Annotated in this window: 14 protein-coding genes; 12 read left to right on the top strand and 2 right to left on the bottom strand. The window is 61.0% G+C overall.

Features of this window, described 5'->3' with window-relative positions; genetic code table 11:
- Window positions 1-126: 126 nt before the first annotated feature.
- The 5 genes from QRN33_RS21055 to QRN33_RS21075 all read left to right on the top strand — a co-directional run bounded on the left by QRN33_RS21055 (window position 127) and on the right by QRN33_RS21075 (window position 4237).
- Window positions 127-735 (top strand): LemA family protein, encoded by a 609-nt coding sequence (locus QRN33_RS21055; protein ID WP_042608173.1) that lies wholly within the window; start codon window positions 127-129, stop codon window positions 733-735.
- Between the two features lie 13 nt (window positions 736-748).
- The gene (locus QRN33_RS21060) at window positions 749-1504 is read left to right on the top strand and encodes a TPM domain-containing protein (RefSeq protein WP_285409857.1); all 756 of its coding nucleotides are present in this window, start codon (window positions 749-751) and stop codon (window positions 1502-1504) included.
- A gap of 33 nt (window positions 1505-1537) precedes the next feature.
- A complete protein-coding gene (locus tag QRN33_RS21065; protein ID WP_285409859.1) occupies window positions 1538-2155 on the top strand; it encodes a TPM domain-containing protein in 618 nt (205 codons plus the stop codon).
- Window positions 2156-2462: 307 nt separating this feature from the next.
- Window positions 2463-3689, top strand: coding sequence for a class I SAM-dependent methyltransferase (locus QRN33_RS21070; protein ID WP_285409861.1), 1227 nt, complete (start codon window positions 2463-2465; stop codon window positions 3687-3689).
- Between the two features lie 203 nt (window positions 3690-3892).
- Window positions 3893-4237 (top strand): YegP family protein, encoded by a 345-nt coding sequence (locus tag QRN33_RS21075; protein WP_285409863.1) that lies wholly within the window; start codon window positions 3893-3895, stop codon window positions 4235-4237.
- 166 nt (window positions 4238-4403) lie between these two features.
- On the opposite strand, the gene QRN33_RS21080 is transcribed toward QRN33_RS21075, so the two are convergent.
- A complete protein-coding gene (locus tag QRN33_RS21080) occupies window positions 4404-5423 on the bottom strand; it encodes a DUF4917 family protein (RefSeq protein WP_285409865.1) in 1020 nt (339 codons plus the stop codon).
- Window positions 5424-5577: 154 nt separating this feature from the next.
- Here QRN33_RS21080 and yiaY point away from each other — a divergent pair, with 154 nt between their 5' ends.
- Window positions 5578-6726 carry an L-threonine dehydrogenase gene (gene yiaY / locus QRN33_RS21085; protein ID WP_285409867.1) on the top strand — a complete coding sequence of 383 codons (1149 nt, stop codon included), beginning with the start codon at window positions 5578-5580 and terminating at the stop codon, window positions 6724-6726.
- On the opposite strand, the gene QRN33_RS21090 is transcribed toward yiaY, so the two are convergent.
- Window positions 6687-7364, bottom strand: a complete 678-nt coding sequence (locus tag QRN33_RS21090; RefSeq protein WP_281922707.1) for a hypothetical protein — start codon at window positions 7362-7364, stop codon at window positions 6687-6689. The two genes, yiaY and QRN33_RS21090, sit on opposite strands and share 40 nt — an antisense overlap.
- A gap of 218 nt (window positions 7365-7582) precedes the next feature.
- On the opposite strand from QRN33_RS21090, the gene QRN33_RS21095 reads away from it, so the two are divergent.
- The 6 genes from QRN33_RS21095 to QRN33_RS21120 all read left to right on the top strand — a co-directional run bounded on the left by QRN33_RS21095 (window position 7583) and on the right by QRN33_RS21120 (window position 14657).
- Complete coding sequence (locus QRN33_RS21095; RefSeq protein WP_285409871.1) at window positions 7583-8893, top strand: NHL repeat-containing protein; 1311 nt, start codon at window positions 7583-7585, stop codon at window positions 8891-8893.
- 61 nt (window positions 8894-8954) lie between these two features.
- The gene (locus QRN33_RS21100; RefSeq protein ID WP_285409873.1) at window positions 8955-9860 is read left to right on the top strand and encodes a LysR family transcriptional regulator; all 906 of its coding nucleotides are present in this window, start codon (window positions 8955-8957) and stop codon (window positions 9858-9860) included.
- 248 nt (window positions 9861-10108) lie between these two features.
- On the top strand, window positions 10109-11302 hold the full coding sequence (locus QRN33_RS21105) for a CaiB/BaiF CoA transferase family protein (RefSeq protein ID WP_285409875.1): 1194 nt from the start codon (window positions 10109-10111) through the stop codon (window positions 11300-11302).
- Entirely contained in the window at window positions 11299-12225 is a 927-nt protein-coding gene (locus tag QRN33_RS21110) for a hydroxymethylglutaryl-CoA lyase (protein WP_285409877.1), read from the top strand. The genes QRN33_RS21105 and QRN33_RS21110 overlap by 4 nt, the downstream gene beginning before the upstream one ends.
- Window positions 12226-12397: 172 nt before the next feature.
- Entirely contained in the window at window positions 12398-13729 is a 1332-nt protein-coding gene (locus tag QRN33_RS21115; protein WP_285409879.1) for an MFS transporter, read from the top strand.
- A gap of 199 nt (window positions 13730-13928) precedes the next feature.
- Window positions 13929-14657, top strand: a complete 729-nt coding sequence (locus QRN33_RS21120; RefSeq protein WP_502945011.1) for a PA3715 family protein — start codon at window positions 13929-13931, stop codon at window positions 14655-14657.
- Window positions 14658-14701: the final 44 nt, after the last annotated feature.

The raw sequence follows: 14701 nt of genomic DNA on the forward strand, positions 1-14701 counted from the left end.
CGAAGGGCACTTTTTAGCCGATTAACCCGTCGCATGCCAGTGGCGGCGCCGATTATGCCCCAACCGCTGGCCGGGAATGCCCAGCGCTCGGTTTTTAAATCAAATGTGTCATGGAGCATCACTGCAATGAATATCAGCCCAACCTCTCGTTCACGTCTACAGATCGCCACGTTGCTGGTGTTCGCCACGCTGTTGACCGCGTGCGGCATCAACAATATCCCGACCCTCGATGAACAGGCGAAAGCCGCCTGGGGCCAGGTGCAGAACCAGTACCAGCGCCGCGCCGACCTGATTCCCAATCTGGTGGAAACCGTCAAGGGCTACGCGGCCCACGAACAGGAAACCCTGACTGCAGTGATCGAGGCACGGGCCAAGGCAACGTCGATTCAGGTCGATGCCAGCACCCTCGACAATCCCGAGAAGCTCAAGCAGTTCCAGCAGGCGCAGGATCAACTGACCGGCGCGTTGAGCCGTCTGATGGTGGTCTCCGAGCGCTACCCGGATCTGAAGGCCAACCAGAATTTCCTCGCCCTGCAATCGCAACTCGAAGGCACGGAAAACCGGATTGCCGTGGCGCGTCGCGATTTCATTCTGGCGGTGCAGAAATACAACACCGAGATCCGTACCTTCCCCGGTCGCCTGTGGCACAGCGTGATGTACAGCGATCTGCCGATGCGCGAAACCTTCGAAGCCACCACGCCCGGCGCGGAAAAGGCCCCGGAAGTGAAATTCTGATTCGAGGTTGCCCATGCGTGTGTTGAAACTGGGCCTGGTGCTGATGCTGTGGCTGTTCGCCGTCAGCGCCCGGGCCGAATTGACGTTCCCGCCGCTGGGCGGACGCGTGGTCGATCAGGCACAAATGCTCGAGCCAACGGTGCGCGCGCAACTCAGCCAGCAATTGCAGGCGCACGAACAGGCCACTGGCGAGCAATTGGTGGTGGTCACGCTGCCGGACCTGCAGGGCACGACCATCGAGGATTTCGGCGTTCAGCTCGGTCGGCACTGGGGCATCGGCCAGAAGGACAAGAACAACGGTGCGCTGCTGATCGTCGCCCGTGACGAGCGCAAACTGCGCATCGAAGTCGGCTATGGCCTGGAAGATCGCCTGACCGATGCGCAGTCGTCGGTGATCATCCATCAGGTCATCACCCCGGCGTTCAAGACCGGCAACTTCAGCAAAGGCATCAGCGACGGCGTTGCTGCGATGCTGGTGGTATTGGGCGGCAATCCACTCGATGAACCGTCCACCGTGTACGAATCCAGCGGCGACCCGGCGGATGATTTCATCTCGCGGCATCCGGCGCTGTTCATGTTTCTGGTGATGTTGTTCATCCTGACGGTGTTTGTCTGCCAGATGCTCGGTATCCTGCCTGCCGGTCGGGGCGGCTCCGGAGGAGGGGGCGGTTTCGGCGGTGGCGGCGGCTTTGGCGGCGGTGGCGGCGGCGGTGGCTTCAGCGGTGGCGGGGGCAGTTTCGGCGGCGGCGGTTCGTCCGGCGGCTGGTGAGATCAAAAGAATAATGAGCAGGCACTTTTCGACATGGCATTACTGACTGAACACGAACAACGCAAAGTCGCCGAGGCCATTGCCCGGGTCGAACGCGACACCGACGCCGAACTGGTCACGGTGCTCGCTGCCCGCGCCGACGATTACGCGTACATCCCGCTGCTCTGGGCCAGTCTGCTGGCGCTGGTGTTGCCGGGCATCGTGCACTACCTCACGGGCTGGCTGACCCTGCGCAGTCTGTTGCTGGTGCAGTGGGGCATGTTCATCGTCCTCTGCCTGCTGTTTCGCCTGCCAAAGATCACGACCTATCTGGTGCCGCGCCGGGTGCGCCACTGGCGTGCCTCCAACCTGGCGCGGCGGCAGTTTCTTGAGCAGAACCTGCACCACACTGTGGGCAGTACGGGCATGCTGATTTTCGTCTGCGAGGCTGAGCGCTATGTGGAGATTCTGGTGGACGAGGGGATTTCCAAACGGCTGGATAACAGCAACTGGGATGCGATCGTCGCAGCATTTACCGAACAGGTCCGCCAGGGCCGCACGCTGGAGGGGTTTGTCACCTGCGTAGAGGCCTGTGGCGAGTTGTTGAAGGTGCATGTGCCGGTGACGCAGGTGCGGAACGAGTTGCCGAATCGGTTGGTGGTTCTGGGCTGATATTCCTTCTCGCTTGAGATCCAGACCCTCACCAGCCCTCTCCCAGAGGGAGAGGGCTGGTGAGGTGTTCTGTCGAGTTCCGCCGACCTGAAATGCCGATTCGAACTCAAATCCTGACAGCCATAGTCGACTCGGTCGTTCAGGTCGATGTCGAGCGCAAGACACCTCGATCGGCCCCCTCTCCCTCCGGGAGAGGGCTGGGGTGAGGGGCTTCTGGACCGTTGGGTAAATAAGAGGGTGTCGCCAATCCCCATCCCCCCTAAAATACCCGCCATTCCCGATTCCGCCCGTCCGAGGCCGTTTGTCCATGTCCGTTACCGCACCTTCCGCGCCGTCCGCCAGACCGGCCCCAGATCACCACGCCCAGTTCATCGAGCTGCTGCAAACCAGCCTCGACGACAACGGCTTCATCAAACTGGTGCTGGCCAAGTACGTCGGTGAAGAGGCGGATCTGCAGCGGGTCATCATCAAGCCGGTGACGGTCAAGGCGCAGCCGTGCCTGTCGTTCGTTTATCGCTACAAGACCCGCGACATCACCAAGAACCTGCCGCTGAGCGAGGGCGTGGCGCTGATTGCCGGGCTGCTGCCGACCTCGTTCAAAAATGCCCACTTGCTGGCGCTGACCGACGAAGCGCAGCTGGAATACAGCAAAAAGGGCAAGAGTTCTCTGTTCAAGAGCAAGCCTCAGCAATTGCGCGAAGCGCCGTCCGCCGAGCACAACCGCGAGAAAAACCGCTTCCTCGAATTGAGCCGCCCGTTCCTCAAGGACCTGGGCGTGACCAACGCTCAGCATGAACTGATCCCGGCGATGTCGCGCAAGTGGAAGCAGATCAACAAGTTCATCGAAGTGTTCAGTCACGCCTTGACCTCCTCGCCGCTGGCGCTGGACAAACCGGTGCGGGTCGCCGATTTCGGTTCGGGCAAGGGCTACCTGACGTTCGCCATCCACGACTACCTGCGCAACACCCTGAAGGCCGAGGGCGAAGTCACCGGCGTCGAGCTGCGCGAAGAAATGGTCAACCTGTGCAATGCCGCAGCGGCGAAGCTCGAGCATCCGGGGCTGGTGTTCAAATGCGGTGACGTGCGCACAGTGGCGCCGAGCGAGCTGGACGTGATGATCGCCTTGCATGCGTGCGACATCGCCACCGATTACGCGATCCACACCGGCATCCGCTCGGGCGCGTCGATCATCATGTGCTCGCCGTGCTGCCACAAACAGATCCGCCTGCAGATCCAGAGCCCGGCGCTGCTCAAGCCGATGCTGCAATACGGTCTGCACCTCGGCCAGCAGGCGGAAATGGTCACCGACAGCCTGCGCGCGCTGTTCCTCGAAGCCTGTGGTTACGAGACCAAGGTCTTCGAATTCATCTCGCTGGAACACACCAACAAGAACAAGATGATTCTCGCGGTGAAACGCGCCGAACCGGTCGATCCGTCGCAGCTGTTGGCGAAGATCGAAGAGCTGAAAGCCTTCTACCACATCAGCGAACACTGCCTGGAAACCCTGCTGCGCGCCGACGGCTATATGTCTTGAGAGGCAGCTGCAAGCTTCAAGCGGCAAGCTGCAAGTGAAGCATGACGCTGGTGTGCCTGATTTGGGTGATCCTGCTTTTTCTTGCAGCTTGCAGCTTGCAGCTTGCAGCTTGCAGCTTGCAGTCGGCTCAGGCGACAGATCGCGGGTGCTGGTCTTTACTCTGAAGCGCGAGATCTCGCAATCGCCCCCAAGGAGGAACAGGCATGTCCGGATGGTACGAAGTGAGCAAAAGCAGCAACGGCCAATTCAGGTTCGTGTTGAAAGCGGCGAATGCCGAAACGATTCTGACCAGCGAGCTCTACAGCACCCGCGCCGGTGCCGACGGCGGCATTGTTGCGGTTCAGAACAACAGCCCGCTGGATGAGCGCTACGAGAAAAAGTCGACCAGGGATGGCCATCCCTACTTCAATCTCAAGGCGGCCAATCACCAGATCATCGGCAGCAGCGAGTCGTATTCATCGGATGGCGCCTGTGACAAGGGCATCGCCAGCGTGAAGGCCAACGGCCCGACCAAAGTCATCAAGGACAAGACCCTGCCGGTCCTCTGAGGGCACCGAATTCCCTTGTAGGAGTGAGCCTGCTCGCGATGAGGCGATCAGATCCAACTCAGATGTCGCCTGTCGGACCGCTATCGCGAGCAGGCTCACTCCTACAGTTGGAATACATTCCATTGTGGGAGCGAGCCTGCTCGCGAACGCGTCAGCCCGGCCAATATCAAACCTCAACCGGTACCGACAATTTCGGATCACCGAGGGCATGGCTCTTGGCATCAAAAAACCGCAACTCGACCCCGGTACCTTCAAACACCTTGGCGTAGTGACGCTTCTGATGCTGGATGAACGCCGCGCTGCGCGGATAAATCGAGATCGCCACGCACTTCGGGTTAGCCAACCGCAGCGCGCGCACCAGATGCGCATCCTGCTCGCCCAGGGCATGGCCGAAGATGCACAGGCTGTCGCCATGGGCCAGTAACTGCTCATAGCAGAACGACAGATAATCCGAGCTGCGAATAGTCTTGAGCTTGTCGGCGCTCGGTCCTTCGGTGACGAACAGCGGCACGTCATCCAGCGTCTTGATCGTATTGTTGATCGCGAAACTGCCGAGCAGAGTGCCCTCGGTCGAAGTCAGTTTGCGCGCGGTGCCGTCCTGATTGCGCACCAGATGTAGACCACCGTGCAGGTACAGCAGACGTGGTTTGTCGGTGGCGCTTTGGCTCAGGTCGAAACTGGCGTCCGCGCCGTTGAACAGATCGTCGATGGCTTCGCCCGGGTGCTGCAGCGCCCAATAGTTGAGCAGGTCGTAGTTGGTGGTGAACACCGTGCGATAGCGCGCCAGTTCTGCATTCAGCACCGTCAGCGTCGAAGGCTGCACCAGCCGCCACGGGATGTGCACCGCGTGCACGGTGTTGATCAGCGCTTCCTTGATCGCGTAATAGCGATTGCGCGGTGCCGCCGAGCTGACCGCCAGGGCCTTGTTGACCCGGCTGGTGGTTTTCAGGGCGCCCAGCACTTGCTCGAAGCTGCGGGTTTGCAGCGCATCGAACACCGCCAGTTCCGATGGGCTCAGCGGTTTCTCTTCGACCGTACGGGCGTTTTCGAACAGCGAGTCGTAGCCGAAGTCATCCCATACCGCGCGACTGGCGCCGTTGCCCACCAGCAAACCGCTGAAAGCGGTCGTGGTGCGCAGGGCATTCCAGTCTTCGAGGGTGGCGTCGACAGTGAGAAAATCGGTCATTGCGTGGGCGGTCTCAAAACAAAGGGCAGATGGACGGCGACTTTATCACGAGCGGACATTGAGCCAGATCAACATTGCTGGTGACCGATCGGTCGATGCTGTGTGCACCCGCCGAATCGAGGCAGTCGATCCGGCTCCAGTCAGGAGACACACGATGAGCAGCACCTTCTTCATTCCGGCGGTCAACATCATGGGCAGCGGCTGCCTCGATGAAGCGATGCTCGCGATTCGCAATTATGGCTTTCGCAAGGCGCTGATCGTCACCGACAGCGGGCTGGCCAAGGCCGGCGTGGCCGCAATGATCGCCGAGAAACTGGCGATGCAGGACATCGATTCGGTGATCTTCGATGGCGCCAGACCGAACCCGAGCACGGCCAATGTCGAATCGGGGCTGGGGCTGTTGAAGGAAAACCACTGTGATTTTGTCGTGTCACTGGGCGGCGGCTCGCCGCACGATTGCGCCAAGGGCATTGCCCTGTGCGCGACCAATGGCGGGCAGATCGGCGATTACGAGGGCGTCGACCGCTCCAGCAAACCGCAACTGCCGCTGATCGCCATCAACACCACCGCGGGTACGGCCAGCGAGATGACCCGCTTCTGCATCATCACCGACGAATCACGCCACGTGAAAATGGCCATCGTCGACCGCAACGTCACGCCGCTGCTGTCAGTCAACGACCCGGAGTTGATGGTTGCGATGCCCAAGGGCCTGACCGCCGCCACTGGCATGGACGCACTGACCCACGCCATCGAAGCCTACGTTTCGACCGCCGCCAACCCGATCACCGACGCTTGCGCGCTGAAGGCCATGAGCCTGATCAGTAGCAACCTGCGTCTGGCCGTGCGCGACGGCAGCGACCTGGCGGCGCGGGAGAACATGGCTTACGCGCAGTTTCTCGCCGGTATGGCGTTCAATAACGCGTCGCTGGGTTTCGTCCACGCCATGGCGCATCAACTGGGCGGCTACTACGACTTGCCCCACGGCGTGTGCAACGCCGTACTGTTGCCGCATGTGCAGAGCTTCAATGCGCTGGTCTGTGCTGATCGACTCAGGGATGTCGCTCACGCCATGGGCGCGGATATTCGTGGTTTCAGCGCGGAGGAGGGTGCGCAAGCGGCGATCCATGCCATTCGCAGCCTCGCCAAAGACGTCGAGATTCCCGGCGGACTGCGTGAGCTGGGCGCGAAGCTCAGCGACATCCCGGTGCTCGCCGCCAATGCCTTGAAAGACGCCTGCGGACTGACCAATCCGCGAGCGGCGGATCAACGCCAGATCGAAGAGATTTTCCGTAATGCGTTTTGAGTGAGGGCGCGAAGGCGAGCGACGCCGAGCAGTTCATCGCCTGTTCGTGCCGCGACGGTAAATGTCCGCACACGGCCCCAATCTGAAGTTTCGCCGGCAATGTTGTGAACAGCGGATATCCGGTACTGCCCGACCGGCAAGCGGTGCTCAGCCGGGGTTGCCCATTTTCGGTCGCTTTCGACACCGGCCCGGGCAATCTCCAGGCCGGTGTCCAGATCGAAAATACTGACGAAACCTTCGGCCCGAGTGACATCTCCCGAAAACACCGGAGGCGCGTCAACCTGTGCTCCCTCTATCGGTTCGAGAACGAGCGGGACGTCGATGGCGGGCCGCAGTCGCACCTCATATGCGCGCTCGTCACTCCATTGCGACGTGTTGCCTGCGTACGTCTGGTGGGCGTGAATCCTTTGCTGGCCCTGAGCCTGAGCGCCGCTGATGCTGAATGCCCATCGTCCATTTGCGCTGACCTTTCCTGCGCCGAGCGAATGGGTATTTTCAATGTTCCAGACCTGCACAAGCGCATCGGGTATGCCGCTGCCGAGCAACAGTGTTGCAGGCCCGGTCGTGCTGCCCTGTTCTGGATAGGTGATGGTCGGCGCCGGTGGCGGTTGTGAAATTTGCTCGTCGCGAGTGCTCATCGTTCTTCTCGTCTACGGCGGATATGAACGCTGAGGTTGGCATGACGTGCCTGACTTAGAACCTGTAAAAACTACCAGTTCTTCAGGCTTTTTTGATCGGTGAGTAATTTCGTTTTCTTCTGAAAAACTGTCATTTATGTCAGTTGTCTGCAATGGCTTCTTCAGGTCGAATGCTCCGGACAAGGGGATCGAGTCGATCTCTTCAAGAGCATACGAACATGTCGAACTCCGCCGCGGCAAACTCACCAAACGCGCAGTCAGCCGGGGAGCTCGATGAGCTGTTTGGGCAACGAACGCTCGAATTTCCCGGAGCGAGCAAAACCATTGGCAGAGGCGTGGCGATCACCCCGTCGGGGCAGATCATGGTCAACGCAACGGTCGAGCAGTCGGGCCATTCGTACTACGGCCTCGCGCGTCTGGATGGCAATGGAAATCCGGATCCGGCCTTTGGTGAAGGCGGCTATCTCTGCGGCCAGTTCGGTACCGGCCTGCTATCGCAAGGCGGATCCTTGATCGTTGATGCGCTCGGACGGATCTGGATGTGCGGTGTGGTCGGCGTGGTCACAGACAGGGCTCTGGAATACCAGCAAGTCATCGCCCGGTTTTCCCCCGACGGCTCGCCGGACATCGAGTTCGGCGGCGACCGGAGCGGCTATCGGATTGTGCCCATGCGTATTCCATCGCTGGCCGGTGCCACGCATGGGCATCTGATTCTGGCGAAATCTGTCCCACAGGTGACCGAGCCGGACAGACTGCTGTTTGTCACCTCGCAAAGGGGCAGTGGCTTGCTCACGCGGCTGCATTTCGACGGCTCGGACGATTTGACGTTCGCTGCCAACGGCTGGATGCCCCTGACCCTGCCGAGGGTGGCCATTTCCTTGCTCGGGATCGTCCAGCTCGGCAGTGGGCTGATTCTTGTGCACGGCAAGACAGAAATAACCAACCAGGGATTGGTCATGGCGTTCGATCACAGCGGCAACCTCGCAAAAGCATTCGGCGACGAGGGGATTTTGCTGCTGAATATCCAACGGGATGGCAAGCCGCTCGAAAGCAGCGTGGCGGAGATTGTTGTGCAAACGGCAGCGCGACTGCTCCTGCTTGGTTCGGCGGTCGAGTCATCTGAAGGTGAGAAACTTCAACATGCGTTCATCAGCGGTATCACTTACACCGGTGCGATGGATGAAACGTTCAATCGCAAAAATCCTGTGATCACCCCAGCGCCAGGGGCTCTGGACCTCAGGCAATGGCAAGCGGGTTTCGCGCTGGACGATATCGATGGCCAACGGATCGTTGCGGTCGGACAGACCTCGGGCAGCACGCGTGGCTTGCTGACGGCGGGCTTTCTGGTTGACGGCGCGGAGGATGATTCTTTCGATGTCGATGGCGCGAAGGATATTTCGTGGCCCGCCATCGATGCCTGCGCGCAAGGCTCTTCGATCCTGGTGTTGGGTCGCAAGGACGACAGCGCGAAGTTGGTCCGCTTGCTGACCGCCTCTGCGACGAAACGCCGTGACAGCACTGGCCTTTGAGCAGGCACAGGTAAAACCGGGCTATCCTGCCGACTCGAATGAACCTGTCTTCGAGTCTCCCATGCTGCAAAAAAGCCTGATCCGCCGCCTCGACCTGATCACCCTGCAACTGTTCGTCGCCGTCCACGAGGAAGGCACACTGACCCGTGCGGCCGCGCGCGAAGCCATTGCGGTGTCGGCGGCGAGCAAGCGTCTGATGGAATTGGAGGAGGCGCTGGGCATCGCACTGTTCGTGCGCCAGGCCAAAGGCATGGTCCTCACCGCGGCCGGTGAAACCCTGCTGCACCATGCCCGGCAGATGCTTTTCAACGTGGAAAAAATGGGCCTGGAGCTGGGTGAGCACAGCCACGGGGTGCGCGGTTACGTGCGCATGCTGGCCAATCTTTCAGCAATCATTCAGTTTCTGCCCGAAGACTTGCGTGACTTCTCTGCGCAGCATCCGCAGGTCAAGACCGACCTCGAAGAACGGCCCAGCGCCGGGGTGATTCAGGGCGTGCTCGATGGCGTCGCGGACCTCGGCATCTGTTCCGATGACAGCGATACCAAAGGCCTGCACAGCGTGTTGTACCGCCTGGACAAACTGGTGGTGGTGATGCTCCCGGAGCATCCCTTGGCGACGCGCGAATCGGTGACCTTCCACGAAACTCTCGACAGTGACTACGTCGGTTTGCACGCGGCCAGTTCGATCAACATGCGCACCCATGCGGCGGCGCGACAGGCCGGCAAAGTTCTGCGCATCCGCATTCATGTGCCGGGATTCGATGCGGTGTGCCGGATGGTGCAGGCGAACATGGGCATCGGCATTCTGCCGCAGCGAGCCTATGAGTTGTTTGGTCAGGCGCTGGGATTGCGGGCGGTGCCGCTGACCGATGCCTGGTCGGACCGTGCGCTGATAGTAGTGGTGCGCGATGAAGCGGGATTGTCGCCGGTGAGCCGAATGTTGTTTGAGCATTTGCGTGCGCCGTAGATCTTCATTGCGGCTGATGGCCTCTTCGCGAGCAGGCTCGCTTCTATAGGGGATCTGGGTGAACTCAAATCTGTGGGCGACGCAAAACCTGTAGGAGTGAGCCTGCTCGCGATGGCTGACCTGAGGTCACCGAAACTTTCTGGAGCATTCGCATTTCGCGAACGCTCATTGCCGAGAGACGGCTGGATTGTCCAATCATCGTTCCTCTAGCCTTGGCCACCTATTCCAAGAACAAGAGGTACCCCGCGATGACTGCCCCTTTGAGTGCAATCAAAGTGATCGAGATCGGCACCCTGATCGCCGCGCCGTTTGCCGCGCGCATGCTTGCCGAGTTCGGCGCAGAGGTGATCAAGATCGAAGCCATGGGCCAGGGCGACCCGCTGCGCAAATGGCGCAAGCTGCACGAAGGCACGTCGCTGTGGTGGTACCTGCAATCGCGCAACAAGAAATCCCTGGCACTCAACCTCAAATCTACTGAAGGCATCGAACTGGTCAAGCAACTGGCCGGCGACGCCGACGTGATCATCGAAAATCTGCGCCCCGGCGCGCTGGAAAAACTCGGTCTGGGCTGGGACGTGCTGCACGCCTTGAATCCGAACCTGACCCTGGTGCGTATCTCCGGCTACGGCCAGACCGGCCCGTACCGCGACCGTCCCGGTTTCGGTGCGATTGGCGAGGCCATGGGCGGCATCCGTTACACCACCGGCAATCCCGATTCGCCACCGGCGCGGGTCGGCGTCAGCCTCGGCGATTCGCTCGCCTCGCTGCACGCGGTGATCGGCGCGCTGATGTCGTTGTTGCGGGTCAAGACCGGGCAGGGCGGCGGGCAGATTGTCGATGTGTCGCTGGCCGAAAGCGTGTTCAACGTCATGGAGAGTCTGGTGCCGGAATACGACATGCTCGGCCATGTCCGCGAACGCAGCGGCGGCGCCTTGCCGGGCATCGCGCCCTCCAACACTTACCTCACCGCCGACGGTGCCTACGTGGTGATCGCCGGCAACAGCGACCCGATCTACAAGCGCTTGATGCACACCATCGGCCGCGCCGATCTGGCCGACGCGGATGAATTCGCCCACAACGACGGCCGCGCCGCCAAGAGCGGATTGCTCGATGCGGCCATCACCCACTGGACCAGCAGCCTGCCGATCGACGAAGTTCTGGCTGCCCTCGAAGCCGCCGAAGTGCCGGCCGGGCGAATCTACTCGGTGGCCGACATCGTCGCCGATCCGCACTATCAGGCGCGGGACATGCTGCTCAATGCCGAGCTGCCTGGTGGCGCCACAGTGAAGATGCCCGGCATCGTCCCCAAGCTCTCGGAGACCCCCGGCGGGGTGAACTGGTCCGGGCCGAAACTGGGCCAGCACACCGACGCTATTCTGGCCGGGCTGGGCCTGACTGAACTCGACATCGAACGCCTGAAAGGCCAAGGGGTGGTGCAATGATCACTGACTATTCGCACCAGCTGATCGTCCAGGAAGTCTCGCCCCGCGACGGTTTGCAGATCGAGCCGACCTGGGTGGAAACCGCTGACAAGATCGCCCTGATCGATCAACTGTCGCAGGCCGGATTCAGCCGCATCGAAGCCGGCTCGTTCGTTTCGCCCAAAGCCATCCCGGCCCTGCGTGACGGCGAGCGGGTGTTCACCGGCATTCAGCGCCAGCCGGGGGTGATCTACGTGGCGCTGATCCCCAATCTGAAAGGCGCACAACGGGCAGTGGCGGCGAAGGCCAATGAGTTGAATCTGGTGATGTCCGCCAGCCAGACCCACAACCTCGCGAATATGCGCATGCGTTGCGAGGATTCGCTGGCAGCGTTCGCTAACATCGTCGCGTTTGTCAGCGGCTCGGGTGTACGCCTCAACGGCAGCATCGCCACCACCTTCGGCTGCCCGTTCGAAGGCAAGATTGACGAGGATCGCGTGCTGCAGATCGTCGACGCTTATCAGGAGCTCGGCATTCAGGGCATCAGCCTCGCCGATACCACCGGCATGGCCAATCCGCGTCAGGTGGATCGTTTGGTACGGCGTGTTTTGCAGCGGGTTTCGCCGGCCGATCTGACCCTGCATTTCCACAACACCCGTGGCCTCGGTTTGTGCAACGTGCTGGCCGCTTACGAGGCCGGCGCACGGCGCTTCGATGCGGCGCTCGGTGGCCTCGGAGGTTGCCCGTTTGCGCCGGGGGCGTCGGGCAATATCTGCACTGAAGACCTGGTGAACCTGTGCGAGGAAGTCGGCATTCCCACCGGGATCGATTTGCCGTTGCTGCTGAAACTCTCACGTGGCTTGCCAGATCTGTTAGGCCACGAAGTCCCCGGCCAACTGGCCAAGGCCGGGCGCAACTGCGACCTGCACCCGATCCCGACCTGATACACATCAATCCCTTGTAGGAGTGAGCCTGCTCGCGATAGCGGTGTATCAGGCGCCGCATAGGTTGCCTGACACACCGCCATCGCGAGCAGGCTCACTCCTACAGTTGAAACCGCATACCAGACAACAAAAACAATCGGACGCCCATCGGCAGTCCGCCTGGAGAAAAGCTATGAGCCTCAATGTAATGGAGGCGGGCGTGAGTCCGTCCGTCGATCACGACGCCGAGAAAGCCCTGGTCAGCAAAGTCGCCTGGCGCCTGATGCCGCTGATCATGGTCTGCTACCTGTTCGCCTTTTTCGATCGCATCAACATCAGCTTCGCCAAATTCCAGTTGCAGACCGACCTGAGCCTGAGCGACACCGCCTACGGTCTCGGCGCCGGGCTGTTCGTGGTCGGTTACGTGCTGTTCGAAGTGCCGAGCAACATGATGCTGTACAAGGTCGGCGCACGGCGCTGGATTGCGCGGATCATGATGTCGTGGGGCGTGGCAACGGCGGCGATGGTCTTCGTCAACAGCGAATGGCAGTTCTATGCGCTGCGCTTCGTCATCGGCGCGATGGAAGCCGGGTTCGCCCCCGGCGTGCTGTATTACCTGACGCTGTGGTTTCCGCAGCACTTCCGTGGCCGCATCACGTCGATGCTGTTTCTCGCCTCGGCATTCGCCGGACTGGTCGGCGCGCCGTTCTCCGGGCTGGTGCTGCAACACCTCGACGGCGTATTGCAGATGCGCGGCTGGCACTGGTTGTTCCTGCTCGGTGGCGTGCCGTGCATCGCGCTCGGGTTTCTCGTGCTCACCCAGCTCAAAGACCGCATCGAGGATGCGCACTGGCTGACCGCTGACGAGAAGAAATTGCTTTCCAGCCGCATCGCCCAACACGAGCCGCACAAAAGCGGCGGCTCATTGCTCGCGGCGCTGAAAATCCCCGGTTTCCTGACGTTGGGTTTGATTTACTTCCTGATCCAGGTCGCGTCCTACGGCCTGAATTTCTGGGCGCCACAATTGATTCGCAGCGCCGGCACCGAAAGCCCGGTGATGATCGGCCTGCTGACCGCCATTCCCTACATCTGCGGGGCGATCAGCATGGTCGTGATCGGACGCTTGTCCGACGCCACCGGTGAGCGGCGCAAGTTCGTCGCCGGGCTGGTGATCGTCGGCGCGATCGGCTTCTTCAGCGCGGGGATTTTCGCCAGCCACACGACATTCCTGATCGTCGCGCTCGGGCTGCTCGGTGCGGGCATCATCGCTTCGATCCCGAGCTTCTGGACCCTGCCACCGAAGTTGCTCGCAGGTGCCGGTGCCGGCGCGGCAGGCGGGATCGCGGTGATCAATACCCTGGGGCAGTTCGGCGGGATCGTCAGCCCGGTCATGGTCGGACGCATCAAGGACCTCACCGGCAGCACCACCCCGGCGCTTTACGTCATCGGCGTCGCCGCGCTGATTGCTGCAGCATTGCTGCTGTGGGGCTTGCCGCAGAAGTTGCGGACGCTGGACAAGTATTGAGATTGGCGGCGTCTGTGATGACGCCTTCGCGAGCAGGCTCGCTCCCACATTTGGAATGCGCTCTCCTGTGGGAGCGAGCCTGCTCGCGAATTCCGACTTCAGACGCATGAGAAGACTGGCTGGCCTGATCTGTTGAATCCTCCGATGCAGAAAGGGATAGTGCTCGCCTGGAAATATCTTCAAGGAGCAGGAATTGACAATGAAGTCCATGTGGATCAGCGCTGCGGTGCTCTACGGATGGTTAATGACTGGGCAGGCGTGGGCCGATTGCACGCGGCCCGCGGTCAGCGCAGAAGCGGATTTTTCTCTGTGCAAGGACTGGCCGGCTTATTCGCAGTTGACGATTACCGCGCTATCGACGTTCGTGCCCGATCCCGTCTATGCCGACGGCGGCAGGGTGGGTTCATACAATCTCGATTTGGCCGTCATCTCGGCAGGCAGTGCCCAACCGCTGGCGACCTATCATCAGCCGTCGGCATTTCTCTCCGATGCCATCGCGCTGGAGAGTCTGGAACTGGATACCGCGCGCTATAAACTCACGCCCGACCTGCGTGCATTCGGCGTACGCGCCCAGTTCAAAGGCTCCTCACGCGTCAATCCGCTGGATGAAACGTTGCTGTCGCTCTATGTGAAAGAGGGCGACAAGTTGCGCCCGGTGCTGGATCGCTTGGTCGTCTACAGCTTCAGCGGCGAATGGGATGGCAATTGCGCGGGCGAGCGCTCGGAGACGGTGCGCACGCTCGAGATGGGCAAAACCGGTGCCCATGGTTATGCCGATATCATTGTCCGCTCAGTCACCACGGGCCTGGCCGGTGAGGGACCACCTGACAGCTGCGAATTGAAGACCACCCACGAAAAGCCAGTGCTGACCACGTTGCGCTACGACGGCAAAACGTACGTGTTGCCGCAAGGTTTCAAGGGCATGTGACTGGCGTTTTCACGACGCGCAGTGATCGGACGTGATCGCCTGAT

Source organism: Pseudomonas sp. FR229a (genome assembly GCF_030209115.1).
GTDB lineage: Bacteria > Pseudomonadota > Gammaproteobacteria > Pseudomonadales > Pseudomonadaceae > Aquipseudomonas > Aquipseudomonas moraviensis_A.